Genomic DNA, 20,516 nt, shown 5'->3' with positions numbered 1-20,516 from the left:
TGATAAGGTGGCGTTCTTCTAGGGAGGTATTGCCTTCCTTTCAATCGAAACAAGAGAGAAGTAGAGAATGGAAGTACGTCAAGCTATTCACAGTGAACACGCGAAAACACTAGGAACACAGCAGTTGCGTGACGAGTTTTTAGTTGAAAACATCTTCGTGGCGGATCAATTGACGATGACCTACAGCCACATCGACAGAATTATTTTTGGCGGTGTTCAACCTGTCGGTCAAGAGGTGGTACTCGATCCGGCTTTAGGCGAACAAATCGGTGTGGACTACTTTCTTCAGCGTAGAGAGTTGGGCTTAATCAACGTAGGTGGCGATGGCGTGATTGTTGTTGATGGTGAAAGCTACAATATTAACCACCAAGAAGCGTTGTACATTGGGCAAGGCGCAAAAGAAGTTACTTTTTCTAGTACAGATGCTGCGAACCCAGCGAAGTTTTACTACAACTGCGCGCCAGCACACACGCATTACCCAAACAAAAAAGTAACGCTAGAAGAAGCGGCTCCAGTAACGCTAGGTGACGCTGCAACCAGTAACAAACGTACCATTTACAAATACATTGTGCCGGATGTGCTTCCAACGTGTCAGCTACTCATGGGTTTAACAAAACTTGAAGAGAATAGCTTGTGGAATACGATGCCGTGCCATACTCACGACCGTCGTATGGAAGTGTACTTCTACTTCAACATGGATAAAGACGCGGCTGTTTTCCACTTTATGGGTGAGCCACAAGAAACACGTCACATGCTGGTTCACAATGAGCAAGCGGTAATTTCACCGAGTTGGTCAATCCATTCTGGTGTGGGCACGCAAGCTTATACGTTCATTTGGGGCATGGTCGGAGAAAACCAAACGTTCACCGATATGGACCACATCGCTGTAGAAGATATTAGATAAGCATTTTTCCTGTTGCTGCCCGTTTTCGTCCCCTCAAAAATTGGGCAGCCTTAGCTGTAAGTTGTAACGTGTTATACCTTGCCTTTGCCGATGAAATCATCGGCATTTTTTGTTTTAGCTAAATGAATTCTTTCAGGCTTAACACGTTCTTCACGCTTATCTCAAAAGCTGACCACGCTCATTGAGTAAAAATCCGAGCACTATCATAGTTTGTATAATACCTTCCAGATGTTCATGGAAACTGAGGTTTAATTATCTGTATCTATTCTATACTTGCTAATAAGCATTAATGCTCATATTTTATTCGTAACGTAGCGTTATGTTTTTACACCAAACCCTAAACAATCAGGGTAAGTACATGAAGATTAAAGTAGAACGAGCAAAAAGCACATTAGCAATAGTCATATTAATTTCTATTTGTTTAAACCTATCCACTATTTTTCTTGCTTACGAACAAAGCTTATATTTAAGAAAGCTTGAGGATATCACTCTTTCCAAATCCGCTACCTACTTCAATCTGTCAAACAAACTTACAGAAATCGAAAGGTTAACAGGGTATTTGGGGTTTATCCATCATTTGAAAAACTATGTTATCCGACAAGATGATTGGTACTACCTCAGCGCAGAAGAGTCCTATAAACAAGCAACACAAGCCATAAAAGAATTTAAGCAAGCAAGTCATAACCCTAGCTTGATTTCTCAAATCCACATATTGGAAGAAACCCTAGATACCTATTACCAAAAGATCAAATCTGCGAGATCGCTTAACCAAGATCTGAGTATCAGCGAATTGGATGAGTTTGTTAAAGTCGATGATCGTGAAGCAGGCATGGCACTTTCCCACTTACGTCAATTAATTCACGAACCAATATTAGAAATCAATCAAACAACAAAACAGCACCTCAATCTACTAGGCATTTATATATGGTTATTTAGCTTAGGCTTTGTCCCCATAAGTATCGTAGTTAGTATCTTTATTATCCGATTAATTAAGCAACAGCAAACGAAAGCAAAAGAAAGCAAAAGAACTGACACACATTATGGATTTGTCTCCTGATGCAATAGTATACGTGGAACCTAATGGGCACATCCTGAATACCAATAAAAAAGCTTGTAAGCTATTTCAGTATTCACGCAAACAGATCAACCAGCTATCAATCTATGATCTGATTCCAAAAGAACACCACGTAGATTTCAAAACACTCCACTTGCAAAATGTTCAACCACAGCATACCGAGAATGTATTGCCCACTATTCTTTCTCTTACAGGGAAAAATAATAGAGGCAATAACTTAGATCTCAAGGTGACGATGTCCACTGGCGAAATAAGAGGTAAACAACGCACTGTGTGCATTTTTAGAGACATGGAAGCCTATAATACTCTTAAGAAATGTGCAGAACTTGATGATTTAACAGGGCTACACAATCGACGTTTTTTTGATCAGTCCACACAAAAAGAAATAAACCGGGCTCAAAGGGTGAATCATCCAATAGCGCTTCTGATGATTGACTTGGACAACTTTAAGTGGATAAACGACAATATGGGACATTCGGCAGGCGATTTGGCTCTCCGTGAGACAGCAATATTCTTGAAAACCTACACCCGTGAATATGATGTCATTGGACGCTGGGGTGGCGATGAATTTGCCATACTATGTCCAGAAATATCGCCTCAAGATGCTTGCAAATTTGCAGAACGACTAAGAAGTAACTTCGTTCAACAAAATATACTTGATGCCGATAAGCTAACGTTGAGCATAGGAATGATTCATGTAAGCACACCCAATAACATAACTTACCAAACGCTTTTTGAAGCCGCAGACAACGCATTGTATGAATCAAAAACTAAAGGAAAAAATCGCGTGACTAACCGCTCACTTTAACATTCTGCTCAAAAGAGGTGGCATTAACTCAGCAATTGAGAGTATCAAATCACCGTCACTCGGTGTAGCTTCCTCGGCGTATCACCATAATCAATCACAGCATAATGCTGAGTAATTCGGTTGTCCCAAATCGCCATTGCGTTATTGCTCCATTTAAATCGCACCTGAAACTCAGGTTGTCTTGCGACTGAAAACAATTCATTTAGGAGCGCTTGGCTTTCAATGCGGTCGAGTTCATTTATAGAGCGTGTAAACTGCTCATTAATGTAGAGAGTCTCTTTACCTGTTTCAGGGTGGGTTGCGACAACAGGGTGATTGACAGGTGGATTTTCTTCAGAGGTTTTCACCACGTCTTTATGCCAATCCAACTCAACAAGATCAGGATCAATATCTTCAAAAGCTACCAAGGAATGCGTCGCTGTAAGCGATTTCAACTTTTGCCTTAGATCCAAACTCAATGATTCATATACCGCGCTCATGGAACACCAAATGGTATCTCCACCGCATTGTGGAAGGTGCTGGGCATGCAGCAAAGAGCATTTAGACGGACGTTTTCTCCATGTAAGGTCGGTATGCCAAAGGCTCTCGAAAGGTGCATTGCCTTTCGTTGTCTCTATTACACTCACTTGGGGGTGGCTTGCAACGTTTGGAAAAAATGGATGAACAGGCTCTAGCTCTCCAAAGCGTGCTGCCAAATTTAAATGCTGCTCTGGTGATAACGTTTGATTTTCTAGAAAGACAACTTGATGCTGCAAGAATGCTTGATACAAGGCTTCAAATTCAGCATCACTGCATTGAGACAGTGTTAAACCATGAATTCTCGCGCCAATGTGCGGTGTAAGAGGTTCTATTTCAATCATTTGACGATTCGTTTCCTTAAATTTCCTTGTTGCCGTACAGGATAAAAACAGCTATACCCTAAGATTATCGGAGTGCTAGGATACCCCTAACCTACACCAGATCCATTGGCTCGCGTAGATTGGCTTAGCACTGCCACCCTGTTTGCAACGGGGGTAAACAATTCACTTACAATACTAGACCGGACAAACGTGAATTTTCTTGAACGCTTAAATGTTTATTTTTATCACTCAGATCGTGAAAAGCAATGGCATCATGATCCTGCAAGGATTTTGGGATGGAGTAGTGAACAATCGCAATTTACCCGGTTTACCGTGTTTGAACGCGAATTAGACTTTCAAAACAAGTCTGTTCTGGACTTGGGATGTGGTTATGGCGACCTTGCCCACTTTCTAAACGTAAAGCAACGCTTAAAGCACTATACGGGCGTCGACTTTCACAAGAGCTTTATTAAACAAGCTAAACTAGAAGCAAGTAACACCATGCACTTCCAGCACGGTAATTTTTCCCAAATGAAGCTGCCAAAGCACGATATATCCATTGCTTCAGGTTCACTCAACTACCAAAGCAGCGACAAAAATTATCTTCAAAAAGCCATACATGCTGGATTTAGAGCGAGCAACGAAGCGTTTGGGTTCAACCTGTTAAATAGCGACTACTTTCGAGAAGATCGGCTACTCAAAGCACACAATCTGAGCGATGTTATTTCAATATGTCGCCAACTGACCGATGAGGTACAAGTGATTGACGATTACATGGAAGAAGATTTCACCATTATTCTAAGAAAGTCATGACGCGCAGCGTACGCAGTCTCCATAAATGATTTTACCTTTACCTTGCTTTTTGGCCTGATAAAGAAGAACGTCGGCGCGCGCTAGTGCGTCTCTTGGGGAATTGTCTTTAGCGTCAAAACAAACGCATCCGCCTGAAAAACTGATTGGACTTGGAAGGTTTAGCGTTTCTTTTTGCAACTGTTCAAACGCTTTGTAAAGTCTTTGCATCACGCCTTCTACGCTTGCGACACCGGTTGCCTTAAGCACAAGGCAAAATTCATCCCCACCGTGGCGAAAAGCGATATCTTTCGATCGTAATGTTTCATCTATCGCTTTAGCCAAAAGCCACAAAAGCTTGTCACCCGTTTGGTGCCCAAAATTATCGTTAATTTCTTTAAATCCATCCAAATCGAACAAAACAATACAAGACGACTTCTTCGACTGCAGAAAGCGATCAAACAAACTTTGGCTCATTTCATCCAGCATCCTTCGGTTGTGCAGCCCCGTTAGGGAATCTACATAGGCGATTTGATCTAATTCCAAAAGTTTACTGACATCGGAAAATACCCAGATTCGTCCTTGCCCCATATTGTCATCTTCATAGGGTTGGCTGCGACGCATAAACGTTCTGCCATTTTTGAACTTTAGGAAGTCTTGTGAATCTTCAAGTGAGTCGTAAAGCCGGTTAACTTCAGAAATAAATGCATCGGGATCTTCAAGTTGACCAATCACAAAATCCAGTATTTGATCATCATCTTTAGTTTGGATGATTCGGTCGGGAATACCCCACATTTGTGCAAATCGGGCATTCGAATAAATGACAGCTCGCGTACTGTCCGTGATCAAGACACCATCAGGAAGGGTGTTTAAGGCTGTTTTGTAAATATTTGAATACATCCTCGCCCTCGTCTATATAAGCTTTCCATAATAAACTTATCAATACAAATATAGACCGGAATTTGGAATAATTACGTTCATTGAAAATTTTTTTGCATTTTTGAGGAGCGAAAAAAAGCCGACACAAATGCGTCGGCTCTATCTAAACATCCTAAATGTATCAAAACGAACAATTAGAGGTTCGCGGCTAACTTGCGTTCTTGAATCACATTTTCTTCAGACGATTCTGAAAAAATATCGGCTACAGCACTTCGCTCTAATTCTCCCTTCAGATTACCTTCGTCATCAACAACCGGCAGTGAGTAGTCACAACACATTGTTTCAGGAAGCACTTCTTCAATAATGGCATCTGGAGATATAGAAGGCACAGATTCGTAAATCTCTTCACAAATGTCGGTTCTATCCTTCATAGCGGCAGCGTCTTTCAACCCTTCTTGAGTTAACAAACCTTGATAACCTTCATCTGTTACGTGGTAAGCATAATCATTCTTAAGCTGCTTCATTTGAATGAGTGCTTCTTCGATCGTTTTGGCTGAAACACGATAAGCCGGCGGCTGCATAACAGTTTCCACGGTTAACGCGCGAGCACGGTTAACGTCTTTTACAAAGGCTTCAACGTATTCATCTGCTGGGTGCAGAAGAATTTCCTCTGGTGCCCCTTCTTGAACCAGTACGCCATCTTTTAGAATCGCGATACGATCGCCAAGGCGAAGTGCCTCATCCAAGTCATGCGTTATGAAGATGATTGTTTTATGCAGCTTTTCTTGCAATTCAATCAGCTGATCTTGCATTTCACTACGAATCAATGGATCGAGCGCAGAGAAAGCCTCATCCATCAGCAATATTTCCGCATCCGTGCACAACGCACGGGCCAAACCAACACGTTGCTGCTGACCACCAGAAAGCTGGGCAGGAAACTGCTTTTCATACCCTTTTAAGCCAACGGTTTCTAGCCATTCAGTGGCTTTAGCGATACGTTGTGCCTTATCAACTTTTTGCACTTCCAAACCGTAAGCAACGTTATCGACAACGGTTCTGTGAGGCAGTAAACCAAAACGCTGAAAAACCATCGACATTTTATGCCTACGGAAGTCTTCCAATTCTTTAGTATCTAAGCTCATCACATCGATGCCTTCTACCATGATCTTCCCTTGGGTAGGGTCAATCAATCGGTTGAAGTGACGAATAAGTGTGGATTTACCCGACCCAGATAACCCCATAATGACGAATATCTCGCCTTTGTTGATCTTAAGGTTGATGTCTCTTAAACCAACGGTATGACCGGTTTCCGCTAAAATGTCGTCTTTTGAATCACCATTTTCAACTCGCTTAACCACAGACATCGGGTTAGAGCCAAAAACCTTCGACAGATCGCTGATTTCGATGAGTGGCTTAGTCATGCTTAAGCCCTCCTAGGTGTGCTTGCGTACGTTTTGCATAAGCTTGTGAAGATCGATCAAACAAAATGGCTAAGGCAACAATGGCAAAGCCGTTCAAAAGCCCTAACGTAAAGTACTGGTTGGTAATCGATTTAAGAACAGGTTGCCCCAATCCTTTAACCCCAATCATGGAAGCGATAACGACCATTGAAAGTGCCATCATGATCGTTTGGTTAATACCGGCCATAATCGTTGGCATCGCTAGTGGAAGCTGTACTCCCCATAAACGTTGAGAGCGGTTAGCACCAAAGGCTGTAGCCGCTTCCAACACTTCACTATCCACAAGGCGGATACCGAGATTGGTTAGCCTAATTACCGGCGGGATCGCGTAAATAATTACAGCGATAAGCCCTGGGATTTTACCGATACCCAAAAGCATAACGACAGGAATGAGGTAAACGAATGCAGGCATCGTCTGCATTACATCAAGAAGTGGTGTGACGACCGATTGCACCTTATTAGAGCGTGCCATAGCAATACCTATCGGTATACCTATTATAATCGCGAGCGCCGTACAGACGGTGATAATACTGAGTGTTCGCATGGTGTTTTCCCACATGCCGAAATACCCAATAAGCAAGAGTGAAACAGCACACCCTATCGTTAACTTCCAGGAACGACTCGCGAGATAGACCAACCCTGTACACACTGCGAGTACAACAAACCATGGGGTCGAGATGAGGAGTTTTTCAAACCAGATTAAAAAAGAGAGAAGAGGGTCAAAAATAGCTTCAATCAAGTCGCCGTATTCACGGGAAAACTCTTTGTAAGCCCCATCTAATGTTTTGCGAATCGTTCTGAGGTCAGCACGATCCATTTCTGGGAAACTGGTTAACCAGCTACTGTCAGACATAATATTTCCTTTACCATACGGGGCAGCTAGACGCTTCTAGACTGCCCCGATGTACATCTTTGTACGGCCCGCATTGCCATGCAGACCTATATTGCTTAAGCAAAATTAGATTATCTGCCGAAACCAACATTACCTTATTAAAGGATGCCGACGTCAAAAGCTAATCCAAATAACGCTTCAGGCAAGATTTGCTTAAAGTGCTTTTTCTACTTTAGCGACAACTTCTTTAGATACCCAGCTATGCCAAATTTGCGGGTACTCTTCTAAGAAGTGCGTCATCGCTTCTTCACTATCAGCTTGGTTATCTTCCATCCAAGCCAACAAACTATTCATGTCTGCATTTGTGAAACCACGCTTAGTGAAATATTCATAAGCTGCTGGGGCACGTGACGCAAACTCTTCCGTTGTTACTGTGTGAACAGGAGAAGGTGGATACATGGTGACTTTAGGATCGGCACACTCTTCAGACGTTGTACAATTTACGAATTCCTCCGCATCGACACCGCTACCAAAGTCAACCTTCACCATATCGTATTTACCCAAAATAGCGGTTGGTGCCCAGTAGTAACCAAACCAACCTTCTTCACGCTCATATGCTTTTGCAATCGAACCAGAAAGACCAGCACCTGAACCTGGGTCAACAATGCTGAATTTCGCTTTATCTAACCCTAGAGCGTTAAACAAGTGACCTGATGAAATTTGGCAATTCCAACCAGCTGGACAAGTGTAAAATGCTGAGCTGTCTGGATCTTCTGGGTGTTCAAACAATTTCGCGTGCTTTTTCACACCTTCGATTGTTGCCAATTCTGGGTATTTCTTCACTAAGTAAGACGGAACCCAAAACCCTTCTTCACCACCGTCTACTAGTGCTTTACCGGCATAACGTAAACGCCCTTCTTCTACCCCTTTATCCAGAGCCGTTTTTAGGCTGTTACTCCAAAGCTCTGGAGCGACATCCGGCTGACCTTTCTCGATCATGGATGTACCTGTTGGCATTGTGTCACCAGGTACGAGCTCTGCATCACATCCGTAACCATGCTCCAGTATGAAGCGGTCGATATTGGCGATAAGACTCGCTGAGTTCCAATTCATATCGGCAATAGCGACATCCCCACATTCTTCAGCATAAGCTGTAGATGCAGCACTTAAAGACAATAACGCTAGCGCGGTCATTTTAAATTTCATTGAGTTTCCTTCCTCTCTTAACTAGATGCGTAAAATAACAATATTTAGAGTACTAAGCAAAAAAACAGATTAAACCACTATTTATTATGAAACTCAGCAAAAAAAACCTTACTAAATACGTACCTTCCGAATCAAATTCGCTTTTGCCAAGAAAATATTCATTAGAACTCGAAATATAATGTTAAGTATAGCCAATGATTTCAGGTATATACCCGCACATGAAATTTTATGCTCTGGATCAAAAAAGCAGCCTCATTTGAGGCTGCTTTTTTGTTTCAAAATCTTATTACTAACAAAGAACTCAAGAAAAGCTTTGCCCCCAGCGAACTTCATTACCCTCTTCCGGAGCGGCCGGTACATTGAAAGAAAGAACGCCAGAAATCAATGCCATACCGGCACCCACTAAGAAAACACTGCCAGGGGAAATCAACCACAAAAAGCCGAATGTTACCGGAATCACAACGGCGGCAATATGATTGATTGTGAACGCTACACCCGCCGTCGAAGCCATATCTGCGGGATCGGCAATTTTTTGAAAATAAGTCTTAATGGCTAAAGCAAACGCGAAGAACAGATGATCAACAACGTAAAGCGCTGCCGCCCACTCCGCGGAATCTACAAAGGCGTACCCGACGAATACACAAATTAGCCCCGCATATTCAAACAACAGTGCATTACGCTCGCCAAATTGACCAATTAATCGACCTATTTTCTTTGCAAACAACCAATTAAATAGATAGTTAATCAAAAACAACAGCGTAATATCTGCTGCACTATAGCCAAACTTTTCGACCATAAGAAAACCGGCAAAAACTACGAATATCTGCCGGCGAGCCCCGCTCATGAAGGTCAAGGCATAATAGAGCCAGTAACGCTTTCTAAGCACCAGAGATTTATTCTGCGGGGTTCTAGATTCGAACTCAGGAAATGACATTGCAATAAAGATAACAATCGCGAGGGCAGAGCCACCAGCAAGCAAATATACCCACTTAAAATCCAATTCAATCAGCTCTAGCACCACCCACAAGCCGCCATAGGTACACAGAGCAGCCAAAGAACCAATGGAAATAAGTTTGCCAAGAAACTCAGGCGCCTCGTCTTTTGTTAACCATTGAAGAGATAAGGATTGTTTTAACGTTTCAAAATAATGGAAGCCAATTGACATCAACAACGTAGTACAAAGTAAACCCGCTACCGATGGAAAAAAGCCAGTAATAGCAGTACCCACCGCTAACATGATCAAAGATAAAATAATGAAGCGTTGCTCCCGGAGGAACAGCAAAACAAAGACGGCGGTAAACGCAAGAAAGCCAGGAATTTCACGCACGCTTTGTAGCAACCCAATATCGGAGCCATCGAAGTTTGCCTTTTCTATTACAAAATTGTTCAGCAGTGCCTGCCAGCTCGAGAAAGCTATAGGCACCACTATAGAGATAAGTATCAGAAAGTTATGAGGCGTTTTCCATGAAGTAGGTTTTCCGTTGAGCGGATTTGAATGTTCCATATTCAGCCTAGATTAGATGTGGTTAGGTTCTGCTATTCCTAATTGTTAGATTTAGTTTAACCTTAGGTTATAAGTCATGTCACTTTTAAAAATAGGTCCTTTAACTGCTCATGAATCATGCGTTCAAAGTCGCTACATTTAATTTATTCAACTTCATCGAACCGCCTAACGCGTTTTACGAATTCGATAACATTTACACCGACTCAGAGTGGAAGAAAAAGTGTATTTGGACCGCTAACCAACTTCTCACTATTCAAGCAGACCTCGTTGGTTTTCAAGAAATTTTCAGCTCACAACCACTGGAAAAAATCTGTCACTCATCCGCTCTTATGAACTTCACGACAGTGGAGCAACCTAATGTTGAAAGTGATTATGTACATTTCAAGCCAGTGACTGGACTGGCGTCGAAGCACCCTATCGTACAGAGCAAGGGCTTGACAATAGATAAGCAAACACGATATGCCTTGAGTTTACCCGGAACATTCAACTATTCTCGAATGCCACTTCACGCTGTGATAAAGACACCAACGCTTGGAACGATCGATGTGGTTGTGGTTCATTTGAAATCTCAGCGCCCGATGGACGTAGAAAACCCAGAAAACCATTACTCTCGTTACTCAGATGAGTTTATTGGATCATTAAAATCCAGCCAACAACGAAACGAAGAAGCCATGGCTTTGCGCCACCAGTTAAGACAAATAAAATCAGAGTATGACCGCCCTATGATTTTAATGGGTGATATGAATCAGAACCTGACCAGCCCTTCAATACAATGCTTGGTTGAGCCGCTACTAAAAGAACATACTCAGGTAGAACAAAATAAGCTCTACCTTTCTGATAGCTGGCAGCTATCTTCACCAACATCTATCAGAAAGCCGTCACATTATTATCGTGAGCAAGGAAATATTCTTGATTATATTCTGCTATCCCAAGAGTTTTCTTCTTGTTCAATCCAGCATAAAACCCTCGATAAGCACCTTGTTCAACCAAATTATGATGAAGATTCGATGAGCAGCGATCATGGCATTGTTGTTGCTTCAATTAATAATAAAAATTAACCGTTGATTTTACTTAACTTTTTTCGTTATTTTGAAGGTTCACCCATAAAACAAAACACTAAAAAATGAACTGACAAGCGTAAAAAGGAGAGCAGTATGGACATTAATATCCGACCGACAGAATTAAAAGACGTAGACGCATTGTGCGAGATTTACACACAGCCGAAAGCGCACAGAGAAACCCTACAGCTCCCTTTACCTTCACCTCAAATGTGGCATAACCGAATTAGTAACATTCCGGAGCACGTATACACGTATGTGGCGGAAGTTGATGGAAAAGTCGTTGGCAATATTGGCTTCGAGCACATGCAGCGACCTCGATTAAAGCACGTGGGTCGATTCGGGCTAGGTATTCATGATGATTATCATGGCATGGGTGTTGGCAGTAAATTGCTTGAAACCGTTATTCATCTGGCCGACAAATGGCTGAACCTAAGACGAATCGAGTTGGATGTAAACTGCGATAACGAGGCTGCGTTGGCTTTGTATCGAAAATTTGGTTTCAAAGTGGAGGGTGAAGCGGTCGATGGCGCGTTTCGAGACGGCGAATTTGTCAATGTTCTTCACATGGCTCGAATCAACCCAAACCACAAAAATTAGACCGAGCTCAACTCTGGACTCCAAAAGCGGCAAACGCCGCTTTTTTCAATCAACCGCTTTTATGATAGATCGTATTTATACATTATCTTACACACAGAAATGACAGTCCTCTTCTGTCAGCCCATAAGTACCAGATAGTCTTTCCATATGGGTTCTTCCAGCAGCAACACCTTTCTCGTACCCAGACATCAATGCGCTTTGCTTCATCGTAAATCGCCCAACTTTGAATTGCTCATCAGGTGCGATGACTCTAACAACACAGCCTTTAGGGGGATTTCGAATAAAATCTAGCGACTCATTATAGTTTTGAGCGCGTTGCTTCATCGCTTCAGCCATATTGGGATAACGTTTAAGCAACTGATCCATCAATCGAGGGAATTTCATTTCAGGCATGGTGTAAGACAAGGGGTGTGACAAAATTACCGTAATATCACGCGCTCCACGCCTATACGCTTCTCTAACAGGGATAGAATCCGCAACACCACCATCGGTATAACATCCTCCAGAAAAGCACGGCGTTGTTCGATAGGCAATCGGCAGTGCAGAAGTCGCTTCCATAACATGCGCGATATTACTGGGTTTCACTCTGTAATAATCAGCGTTGCCTGTAATGGCATTGGTGACGGCAGCAAACATTGGAATAGAGGAAAATAACGTTTTTTCATTGATGGGGTAAAGTGAATTCGCCTGCTCCCACAGCCACTTAACATCCACCAAATCACCTCCTCGAACGAATCGAGTCGGATTGAAAAATCGCTTCTTCGTAGCCAATTCCACAATCACTCTTTGGCTGCGCTTTGGGTATTTAGAAAGATACCCAATAAGGTTGGATGCTCCAGCTGAGACGCCGATGGCAAAATCATACGGCTGAAAATTATCGATAAGAAAAGCATCCAAAACGCCACTTGCAAATATGCCGCGCATCGCACCGCCTTCAACAATAAGGGCTCGATTACCTGATATGTTTTTCTGTGCCGTCATACCTAAGTACCTTCTTGAGTCTGTTGATTGCAAATGAATTGCAGAATAGGGACATCAAAAGAATAACGCTGTAAGGGATAGGTATAAATTCGGTAGTTTCTATCGAATCAATCGATGATTTCTATGAACACATACGAGGGTATAAACTTTACTGCCTTCAAAATGGAAATACACACACAACTCTAATGCTTGCCCAAATTCGGCTTCGCCTTGTGCGCACAACTTAAAGTGTGCTTCCCTTCTGACCATATCAATACCGATAAGTATAGAGTCGGTAAACTCTAGGTAAGTCTTCACATAAGGGTAAATGGCTTTAAAAACGCTCTCTTTTGCCGAAAATACCAATGTTGCAAATGCCTGACGTGACAACTTTGTCGCGGGCAACAGATCAAGTTCTATGGGGCTAACAAACATTGGCATAAGCGAGTCCACTTGAGTTTCTTCAATCAGGTTTTCCACATCCAACCCCAGCATACTCACTTCACTCGATAAACCTATGGTCGCTAACGCCATGTCATCTGTATGTGAAATACTTCCTATCCAGCCTTTTGGCCAAATGGGGGCTCGATGTTCCCCAATGGGTAATTCGGCACAATTGCAGCCGACACTTTGAAGGGCTTCTCGCGCCACGGTTCTTCCTGCCACAAACTCCGCTTTACGTTTTGGTACGGCGCGCGCCATTTCTTTGGGTAACACAATGTTCAATGCTTGGGGAGCAAGATCAGTGTACGCTTTTACATCAAACCGACGTTGCCAGATCTTTTGTGGGGCAATATTTTGTGAACCAAGCTTTTGTGAACCCAGCTCTTGCGGACTAAGCTTTTGTGGACCGAGTGTTCGAACTTCTAGCTCAGATAGAAAAGACATAACACGTTACTTCCCAAGGGGTACAATCAGTGGAGTATGACTTACTGGGTCATCAATAATAACGCTATCTAAACCAAAAACTTGTTTTACTAACGCAGCATCTATCAAGGATTTGGGTTCACCCTGTGCAACGATTTCTCCACCAGTAAACGCAATCAAATGATCCGCATATCGGCAGGCTTGGTTCAAGTCATGCAGAACAGCAACAATCGTGTGGTTTTTCTCTCTGTTGAGGCTTCTGAATAACTCTAAAAGGTCGATCTGGTGTGCCACGTCTAAGAATGTGGTTGGTTCATCGAGTAATACGATGGGCGTTTTCTGTGCCAGCACCATAGCAATCCAAACACGTTGTTTCTGACCACCTGAAAGCTCATCCACTTGCCTTTCTGCCAATTCGGTTACACCTGTATCCTCCATGGCTTGATAGACGGCTTCTTGATCGTCAGGGCTCCACTGCTTGAATAACTTTTGGTGTGGGTATCGACCACGTGCCACCAAATCCACCACTCGAATACCATCTGGCGCTTGTGAGCTTTGAGGCAGCAAGCCCAATTCTCTAGCCAACTCTTTTGCTGGTACTTTCTGTATGTTTTTTCCATCTAGGCAAACTTGCCCTTCTGAAGGTTTGAGCAATCGGCATAAGCTTCTGAGCAATGTCGATTTGCCGCATCCATTAGGTCCGACAATCACTGTAAATTTTCCATCTGGAATACAGAGTTCCAGATCTTCGCAAATGACTCGATTTTCATAGGCGAGTTTGAGGTTCTCGCCTTTTAGTCGAGACAACGTATTTAATGGAGATGCAGTGGTTTGGATCATAACTTCCTGATTTAACGATATATAAACAACAAAGCAGCATTGAGAGTATATTCCCCTCAATACTGCTCAAACGCAACGATTTGTTACTGTGTCATTGCCAATGTACGACGAGCGTTACACCGTTGCCGAATCGATAACTCGCCCTTTGATGGCTTCAAGCGATTGGTCACCTTTTGCAGATTTAGCAAACTCAGCAAACAGGGCGCTTACCGTGTCAGACAAAAGTTCAACCTGAGCTGAACTGTAGTTATTTGACATGTAACTCATCATTACACGCAGAACTTGTTCGCCGTTAACCACTTCTTCCATCACTTCAAATTGCAGACCTAAACCGGATTCACTTTTATCCGGATCAACTTGCTGGAAATCCAGTCGATCGCCATTTGGCAGTTCAAGAGCACCATTAAACTTGTTTTTAGCATGAAGCTGAATGAACACTTCGAACATGTGACCATCAACATCTGGTTCACCTTCAACAAGCCCCTCTTCGATAAGGTCGATAGGAATGTCTGTATAGGACATGGACTCATTGATATTATTTTTCACTTGGGCTATTAGTTCCGCGACTGTCTTAACGCCAGCAAACTTAACCAAATGCACCACAATAGTGGTGAAATATCCAATGGTATCAAAGTACTCTGCATCCAGTCGCCCAGCTGATGGCGTACCTACAATGAGTTTTTCTGGGGCACCTAAAAAGTGCAACGACGTCGCAATTGACGCATAAACAACGTTAAATAAAGACGCACGTTGAGATTTAGCAAGTGCATAAAGCCCTTCCCTTACCTCTTTTTCAATTTGAATTTCAACCCACCCGCCTTCTCCAACAGACGTTTCAGCTGTATTACTCAAAGGATGATCCTCTGGGAAAATAGGCGTCGCCCAAGGCACATCTTTCAGATTGTCCAGCCAGTAGTCCAAATGCTTCTGGTTGACATCCGAACTTCTCTGTTGACGAGCAAACTCATGGAATGCCAGCGGTTCGCTTCTCCAAATTGGAGACTTACCCTGCAAACGCTGTTTGTAGGCGTGTACTAGCTCATCCATCATCAAGTTTACCGACCATTCGTCTAGAACAATGTGGTGGAATAAGATGGATAGAAATTGCAAACCCGACTCTTTGCAGCGAATGAAGCGCATTCTGAGAGGTAGTTCATTTTCTAAATCGAAGGCATAACTTGCCTCTTGTTTTAGAAATTCGTCTCTGTCTTCACTCTCACATTCATCTGACGTCCAGAACCACTTGTAATTGTCGATGTCTTTAGCATCAACCACCGTCTGAATGGGGTTGCCATTGTTATTAAAAAACTGAGTCCTTAACCCCGTGTGGCGAACAAGAATATCTCGATATGCTTCTCCAAATACCACCTCATCAACTTCGTCTAAGAAACGCAGTGCGAATGGTAAATTGAAAATATTGTCTAAACCGAATTTGGAGTACTTGGTGATCGCTTTCCATAATGAATTTTGAGCAAGCGACAGTGGTGCGCTGGACGAACCTACCTGAGAACTAGCGCCTTGATCTTCCTCCTGCACTGATGAACGAGACACTGCATGTTCAGCCAATGATTGCGCTGTTGGGTAGCTAAACAGGTCATTAATATTGACCTCTAGATTATAATTTGTCAGTAAGCGACCAATGACTCTAGTTGCGATCAACGAGTGCCCACCACAATCGAAGAAATCATCTGTCGCTGTCATTGAATCAGAAGCCAACGCTTCTTTAAATTCTGCCAATATGAGCTCTACATTGGATATTTTCTTCGGGTCAGCTTGTACTACAGTTGTCTCTATCGAATCAATCTCATCGTCACTCTTGGCAAGCTTTGCTAACTCTTCCGCGGTCGGGTTGCTGAACAAATCGTTAATATGGACTTCTATTCCATGGTTTGTCAGCAATTTTCCTATCACTCTGGTTGCAATCAGTGAATGCCCACCAAAATCAAAGAAATCATCTGTTGCCGTCATTGTGTCCGAAGCCAACGCTTCTCGGAATTCTGCCAAAATGAGTTCGACATAGGAGGTTTTCGTTGTTTCAGCTTCCGTTGCCGATTCAATACTATCGTCGCTCTTAGCGTGCCTTGCTAACTCGGTAGCCGTTGGGTGACTGAACAAATCGTTAATATGAACTTCTATTCCATGATTCGTTAGCAGGCGACCAATCACTCTGGTCGCAATCAGCGAGTGCCCGCCAAAGTCAAAGAAGTCATCGTCTTTGGTCATGTTATCGGAAGCTAGAGCCTCTCGGAACTCGGCTAGAATCACATCAGAAATGGAACGAGTTTGCTTGATAACTGGCTTCAGCGCGTCTTTTGAAAGTATACTCTGCGCCTCAACAACGGGCTTAGCCACTCTTTCACCATTAATGTATGCGATAAATTGCTCGAACAAGTACGCACCGATGTGAGGAGAAACGGATGAACCTGTGACGAGTTCAAACCCAAGTTCACCTTGTTGATCAATACCAACGCCCAGAGATACCTCAAATTTCGGGTGCAGCGGAGCAACAGGCAGCTTTTTCGCTTCGACATCTTCCATCGAAATGTAGTCTGCTGGGTCAACAAGCCACGTCACCAGGGCTGCAGATTCAGAAAATGTGTCATAGTAAGCAGCGGAAGGACGTTCAGAATTTAGGTGTGCCACGACTTCCGTAATCGCTTGACCAAGATCGACATTGACGTCGCCTAACGTCAAGTGTGTTAGACCCGATTCAATCATGGACCCGTTGATCTCGCGATCTTTTTGGCTAATGTCCGCTGGGACAAACACATCCAAGCTTTCTAACCCATTAGATTCTGAAACATAGCGAGCAAAAAGAACCGCTGTTGCAGCAAGGATTTCTACCTCGCTCATTGTTCTTCCAAAACGTTTTTCGTAGCTATTTCTTTGAATCGACGCTGCAAATTTTCGTGCTACTGGCGCTTGCAAGTAAGACGAAATATCCTCACTGACTCCAGTTTGAACCAATTCAATATCTTGTGTGGATCGCTTGATCCACGGCAAGCGGGATTCTGAGAGATCTCGCAATTTTGATAATGGCGTAAAGCCAATAAGGTTAGAGGTTTGAATAGCCGAGTCAATTACAGAGAGACCATGATTGTATAAGGAACTCAGTACCTCGAAAATTTCTTTCCAAGACACTTCTCCGTTCAGTATTTGGTGTGAAATTACGCCCAGTACAACCTCACTTTCTTCACAGATATACACGGTGAATTGGATTGGTGACTGAGTTTCCAGAACTATTGGGGTGGATTGTTTACTTTGAAGATGAGAAATCGCATCTTGAACGGAATCCACTGCTTCAATATTGATGCTTTGAGAAGCAGCATTTCCTTCCGATTTCAGTAGTCCAGCATCTTCATCGAATTGGTAGCAAACATTAAGGGACGGCACAAACTGAGGGAGTTTACTTAATGAAGAAACCAACCTACCTATATTGGTTTTACCGATGAGATGATAAGCCGCAGAGTATTGACTTGTTCCATCTTCATTCTGTTGATGGTGCATCCAAACTCGTTCTTCAAATTCCGTTACTGCGTTGCCATGCCCACTCTTTTCCTGCAAGTGGTGCTTGTTACTTGTCATGTTCCTTTCTCCTACTCTGAGTCAGCTCAGAGTTGTCCTTTATGGGAGCCAAAGCCACATAGCTACAGGCAAAAATACTGCTCGATGAGGCTTTAAATTCTTGTGGTCACTTGGGTATATATAAGTCTGTGGGGTACTTTATTCTCAATAAAGCTTAATGTAAAGCATTCTCATTTGTATTAAATACAATATTGTTGTTAGCACCGAGAATCTAAAACTGACGAGACCGAGTTAGTAACCAAATCAAGTAGATACCACCTACAATGCCCGTCATTCGACCTATGGGTACACTGGCTTGAAATGGCAGCCACTGGATCAATATATCCGCTGCCAACACAAGTAATGCCCCCATAAGCGCAGAGGAGAATAGTGACAATGCTTGTGACTGTCTTAGCCTACAGACTAGTTGAGGGGCGGCAAGAGCAATAAACGCAATAGGACCAGCAGCTCCCGTTGCAAGCGCCGCTAAGATCACAGCAAAGAAAATCATCGAAAGCCGCACACGTTCAACTCGAATACCTAACTGAGTAGCGATATCATCTCCCATCTCAACCATGGACAATGAACGCTTCAGAATCATCATGACAGGCAACAGTAAGCACACACCGAGGAGTACAGGATATACATGTGTCCATGTCCTTGCATGCAAAGAGCCCGCAAGCCATAGGTTAGCCGTCATCGAGCTGTCGAGGCTTCCCTTTACAAGCATCAAACCATTCAACGCACTTAAAATAGACCCAATGCCAATACCAGTCAGTATTAAGCGATAGCCTCCAACTACCCCTGCTTTTACTGCCAAGAGATACACAATGATCGCCGTCAGAATACCACCGGCGATTGCCGCTAACGCGACTTCTAGCGCCCCTTGTTCAAACAAAACAATCTGCGCAATTGCGCCTGTCGCAGCACCAGTAGTAAATCCAATGACATCTGGTGAACCAAGGGCATTTCTAGAAACCGACTGGAAAACAGCTCCAGATATTCCCAACGCCGCCCCTACAAAAACAGCGGTTAGTACTTTCGGTAATCTTATATTGAGTATCACTCGCTCTTTGACACCACCTTCTCCCACTCCCACTATTGCGTCGACAACTTGAATCATGGAGATATTAAATTTACCCAACGTCATCGAATAAGCGGAAAGTGTAAAAATGATGAACAGAAGCACTGAAGCGACCACGATATGCAGCGGCTGATAAGAAACAGAGTAATCACCAATGCACCAAACACAGTCATGACTTTGCTGACGAGAAAGAGAATTTGGAAGAATCATAGTTGAGAAATTTTCCAACGCTTAACAAGAAAAACAAAGAACGGACCGCCAATCAACGCAATCATGATTCCAACACTGATTTCGCTTGGATGCCCAATAACTCGTCCTAACACATCGGCCAGCAAGGTCAGAATCGACGCGATAAGCAATGAAAATGGCATTAACCATTTATGATCGGGACCACACAGCATTCGTGCGATATGAGGGGCGGTAAGACCAACAAAGCTGATCGGTCCTGCTGCTGCGGTGGCAGCACCAGCCAAACTCACAATCGCGATGGAAGCAAGGCACCATACTTTGATAGGGTTAACGCCAAGGGCATGCCCAATGTCTTCTCCTAGCGAGACGGTATCCAAGGCTTTACTTAATGAGAACGCTATAAGTAATCCAAATGTAATGAGCATTGAGGTAGGAATCACCACATCATAGCCACGCCCCTGAAATGAACCGACTGACCAGTGACGAAACTGTTCAAACACCATCTCATGGCTATTGACTGTGATCATGTGAGTGAGTGAGAGTAAAACGACGGACAGCGCTGCGCCGGCTAGTACAACTCTGACGGGATTAACTCCCTTTCTAATGCCTGCGAGAACAAACACACTCGCGCCTGCAATAGCCGCACCCAACAAGCCAAACCACATAATGTAGACCACTTCGTAGACACCAAGAAACGCGATGGCCGACACGACTGCAACTGTTGCACCTGCGTTCACTCCTAACACCCCAGGATCCGCCAATGGGTTGCGGGTTAACGCTTGCATGATAACCCCAGAAACACCTAGCCCTCCGCCCACAACGATAGCGAGGAGTGTTCTTGGAATTCGCAAGTGCTGAACCAAAAGATGGTCACTGTTACTGTGATCAAATGCCAATATTGCATCCACGGTCACGCTAGGTGAGATAGTGTGTGTGCCTATAAAAATACTGCAGCAAGACACAACCAACAACAGCCCAAGCCCAATGAGAATCCAGATACGTCTTTTGGCGTCTCTAGAAAGCTCTGCAGACCTGCTATGAATGATGATCGTCATTCC

At 43.4% G+C, this 20,516-nt stretch carries 18 protein-coding genes; 6 read left to right on the top strand and 12 right to left on the bottom strand.

Features of this window, described 5'->3' with window-relative positions:
• Positions 1-67: 67 nt before the first annotated feature.
• From kduI to Q8W40_RS15665, 3 genes are all read left to right on the top strand, one after another.
• Complete coding sequence (gene kduI, locus Q8W40_RS15675; protein ID WP_305398525.1) at positions 68-904, top strand: 5-dehydro-4-deoxy-D-glucuronate isomerase; 837 nt, start codon at positions 68-70, stop codon at positions 902-904.
• 358 nt (positions 905-1,262) lie between these two features.
• Positions 1,263-1,961: a hypothetical protein gene (locus Q8W40_RS15670; RefSeq protein ID WP_305398523.1), complete on the top strand. Its 699-nt coding sequence runs from the start codon at positions 1,263-1,265 to the stop codon at positions 1,959-1,961.
• A complete protein-coding gene (locus tag Q8W40_RS15665; RefSeq protein WP_305398522.1) occupies positions 1,945-2,787 on the top strand; it encodes a sensor domain-containing diguanylate cyclase in 843 nt (280 codons plus the stop codon). The genes Q8W40_RS15670 and Q8W40_RS15665 overlap by 17 nt, the downstream gene beginning before the upstream one ends.
• Before the next feature lie 44 nt (positions 2,788-2,831).
• On the opposite strand, the gene Q8W40_RS15660 is transcribed toward Q8W40_RS15665, so the two are convergent.
• Positions 2,832-3,647: a TauD/TfdA dioxygenase family protein gene (locus tag Q8W40_RS15660; RefSeq protein ID WP_305398521.1), complete on the bottom strand. Its 816-nt coding sequence runs from the start codon at positions 3,645-3,647 to the stop codon at positions 2,832-2,834.
• 189 nt (positions 3,648-3,836) lie between these two features.
• On the opposite strand from Q8W40_RS15660, the gene Q8W40_RS15655 reads away from it, so the two are divergent.
• Entirely contained in the window at positions 3,837-4,439 is a 603-nt protein-coding gene (locus tag Q8W40_RS15655) for a class I SAM-dependent methyltransferase (protein WP_305398519.1), read from the top strand.
• Here Q8W40_RS15655 and Q8W40_RS15650 read toward each other — a convergent pair.
• The 5 genes from Q8W40_RS15650 to Q8W40_RS15630 form a co-directional block, all read right to left on the bottom strand.
• On the bottom strand, positions 4,434-5,315 hold the full coding sequence (locus Q8W40_RS15650; RefSeq protein ID WP_305398517.1) for a sensor domain-containing diguanylate cyclase: 882 nt from the start codon (positions 5,313-5,315) through the stop codon (positions 4,434-4,436). The genes Q8W40_RS15655 and Q8W40_RS15650 overlap by 6 nt on opposite strands.
• Positions 5,316-5,488: 173 nt before the next feature.
• Positions 5,489-6,715, bottom strand: a complete 1,227-nt coding sequence (locus Q8W40_RS15645) for a quaternary amine ABC transporter ATP-binding protein (RefSeq protein WP_305398515.1) — start codon at positions 6,713-6,715, stop codon at positions 5,489-5,491.
• The gene (locus Q8W40_RS15640) at positions 6,708-7,607 is read right to left on the bottom strand and encodes an ABC transporter permease (protein WP_101109912.1); all 900 of its coding nucleotides are present in this window, start codon (positions 7,605-7,607) and stop codon (positions 6,708-6,710) included. Before Q8W40_RS15640 ends, Q8W40_RS15645 begins: the two co-directional genes overlap by 8 nt.
• Positions 7,608-7,799: 192 nt before the next feature.
• Positions 7,800-8,792: an ABC transporter substrate-binding protein gene (locus Q8W40_RS15635; RefSeq protein ID WP_305398512.1), complete on the bottom strand. Its 993-nt coding sequence runs from the start codon at positions 8,790-8,792 to the stop codon at positions 7,800-7,802.
• Positions 8,793-9,093: 301 nt separating this feature from the next.
• Entirely contained in the window at positions 9,094-10,296 is a 1,203-nt protein-coding gene (locus Q8W40_RS15630) for an MFS transporter (RefSeq protein WP_305398510.1), read from the bottom strand.
• Positions 10,297-10,406: 110 nt separating this feature from the next.
• On the opposite strand from Q8W40_RS15630, the gene Q8W40_RS15625 reads away from it, so the two are divergent.
• Both Q8W40_RS15625 and Q8W40_RS15620 read left to right on the top strand, forming a co-directional pair.
• A complete protein-coding gene (locus Q8W40_RS15625) occupies positions 10,407-11,354 on the top strand; it encodes an endonuclease/exonuclease/phosphatase family protein (RefSeq protein WP_305398508.1) in 948 nt (315 codons plus the stop codon).
• A 96-nt stretch (positions 11,355-11,450) separates the two neighbouring features.
• On the top strand, positions 11,451-11,954 hold the full coding sequence (locus Q8W40_RS15620; RefSeq protein ID WP_305398506.1) for a GNAT family N-acetyltransferase: 504 nt from the start codon (positions 11,451-11,453) through the stop codon (positions 11,952-11,954).
• A gap of 87 nt (positions 11,955-12,041) precedes the next feature.
• Here Q8W40_RS15620 and Q8W40_RS15615 read toward each other — a convergent pair whose 3' ends face one another.
• From Q8W40_RS15615 to Q8W40_RS15590, 6 genes are all read right to left on the bottom strand, one after another.
• Positions 12,042-12,935, bottom strand: a complete 894-nt coding sequence (locus Q8W40_RS15615) for a patatin-like phospholipase family protein (protein WP_305398503.1) — start codon at positions 12,933-12,935, stop codon at positions 12,042-12,044.
• A gap of 99 nt (positions 12,936-13,034) precedes the next feature.
• Complete coding sequence (locus Q8W40_RS15610) at positions 13,035-13,802, bottom strand: 4'-phosphopantetheinyl transferase family protein (RefSeq protein WP_305398501.1); 768 nt, start codon at positions 13,800-13,802, stop codon at positions 13,035-13,037.
• Positions 13,803-13,808: 6 nt separating this feature from the next.
• On the bottom strand, positions 13,809-14,621 hold the full coding sequence (locus Q8W40_RS15605; RefSeq protein WP_126606308.1) for an ABC transporter ATP-binding protein: 813 nt from the start codon (positions 14,619-14,621) through the stop codon (positions 13,809-13,811).
• Positions 14,622-14,735: 114 nt separating this feature from the next.
• Complete coding sequence (locus Q8W40_RS15600; RefSeq protein ID WP_305398500.1) at positions 14,736-18,206, bottom strand: condensation domain-containing protein; 3,471 nt, start codon at positions 18,204-18,206, stop codon at positions 14,736-14,738.
• A 211-nt stretch (positions 18,207-18,417) separates the two neighbouring features.
• Positions 18,418-19,479, bottom strand: coding sequence for a FecCD family ABC transporter permease (locus Q8W40_RS15595; RefSeq protein ID WP_305398499.1), 1,062 nt, complete (start codon positions 19,477-19,479; stop codon positions 18,418-18,420).
• Positions 19,476-20,513 (bottom strand): FecCD family ABC transporter permease, encoded by a 1,038-nt coding sequence (locus Q8W40_RS15590; protein ID WP_305398497.1) that lies wholly within the window; start codon positions 20,511-20,513, stop codon positions 19,476-19,478. The genes Q8W40_RS15595 and Q8W40_RS15590 overlap by 4 nt, the downstream gene beginning before the upstream one ends.
• Positions 20,514-20,516 lie beyond the last annotated feature (3 nt).

The organism is Vibrio penaeicida (assembly GCF_030689305.1).
Classification (GTDB): Bacteria; Pseudomonadota; Gammaproteobacteria; order Enterobacterales; family Vibrionaceae; genus Vibrio; species Vibrio penaeicida_B.
The sequence above is the reverse complement of the archived record's forward strand: the minus strand, read 5'-3'. Positions and strand labels throughout refer to the sequence as shown.

What these genes read in the sequence shown, in the direction of transcription:
- kduI (WP_305398525.1), top strand. Translation starts at nt 68, where the DNA reads ATGGAAGTACGTCAAGCTATTCACAGTGAACACGCGAAAACACTAGGA.
- Q8W40_RS15670 (WP_305398523.1), top strand. Translation starts at nt 1,263, where the DNA reads ATGAAGATTAAAGTAGAACGAGCAAAAAGCACATTAGCAATAGTCATA.
- Q8W40_RS15665 (WP_305398522.1), top strand. Translation starts at nt 1,945, where the DNA reads ATGGATTTGTCTCCTGATGCAATAGTATACGTGGAACCTAATGGGCAC.
- Q8W40_RS15660 (WP_305398521.1), bottom strand. Translation starts at nt 3,647, where the DNA reads ATGATTGAAATAGAACCTCTTACACCGCACATTGGCGCGAGAATTCAT.
- Q8W40_RS15650 (WP_305398517.1), bottom strand. Translation starts at nt 5,315, where the DNA reads ATGTATTCAAATATTTACAAAACAGCCTTAAACACCCTTCCTGATGGT.
- Q8W40_RS15645 (WP_305398515.1), bottom strand. Translation starts at nt 6,715, where the DNA reads ATGACTAAGCCACTCATCGAAATCAGCGATCTGTCGAAGGTTTTTGGC.
- Q8W40_RS15640 (WP_101109912.1), bottom strand. Translation starts at nt 7,607, where the DNA reads ATGTCTGACAGTAGCTGGTTAACCAGTTTCCCAGAAATGGATCGTGCT.
- Q8W40_RS15635 (WP_305398512.1), bottom strand. Translation starts at nt 8,792, where the DNA reads ATGAAATTTAAAATGACCGCGCTAGCGTTATTGTCTTTAAGTGCTGCA.
- Q8W40_RS15630 (WP_305398510.1), bottom strand. Translation starts at nt 10,296, where the DNA reads ATGGAACATTCAAATCCGCTCAACGGAAAACCTACTTCATGGAAAACG.
- Q8W40_RS15625 (WP_305398508.1), top strand. Translation starts at nt 10,407, where the DNA reads ATGAATCATGCGTTCAAAGTCGCTACATTTAATTTATTCAACTTCATC.
- Q8W40_RS15620 (WP_305398506.1), top strand. Translation starts at nt 11,451, where the DNA reads ATGGACATTAATATCCGACCGACAGAATTAAAAGACGTAGACGCATTG.
- Q8W40_RS15615 (WP_305398503.1), bottom strand. Translation starts at nt 12,935, where the DNA reads ATGACGGCACAGAAAAACATATCAGGTAATCGAGCCCTTATTGTTGAA.
- Q8W40_RS15610 (WP_305398501.1), bottom strand. Translation starts at nt 13,802, where the DNA reads ATGTCTTTTCTATCTGAGCTAGAAGTTCGAACACTCGGTCCACAAAAG.
- Q8W40_RS15605 (WP_126606308.1), bottom strand. Translation starts at nt 14,621, where the DNA reads ATGATCCAAACCACTGCATCTCCATTAAATACGTTGTCTCGACTAAAA.
- Q8W40_RS15600 (WP_305398500.1), bottom strand. Translation starts at nt 18,206, where the DNA reads ATGACAAGTAACAAGCACCACTTGCAGGAAAAGAGTGGGCATGGCAAC.
- Q8W40_RS15595 (WP_305398499.1), bottom strand. Translation starts at nt 19,479, where the DNA reads ATGATTCTTCCAAATTCTCTTTCTCGTCAGCAAAGTCATGACTGTGTT.
- Q8W40_RS15590 (WP_305398497.1), bottom strand. Translation starts at nt 20,513, where the DNA reads ATGACGATCATCATTCATAGCAGGTCTGCAGAGCTTTCTAGAGACGCC.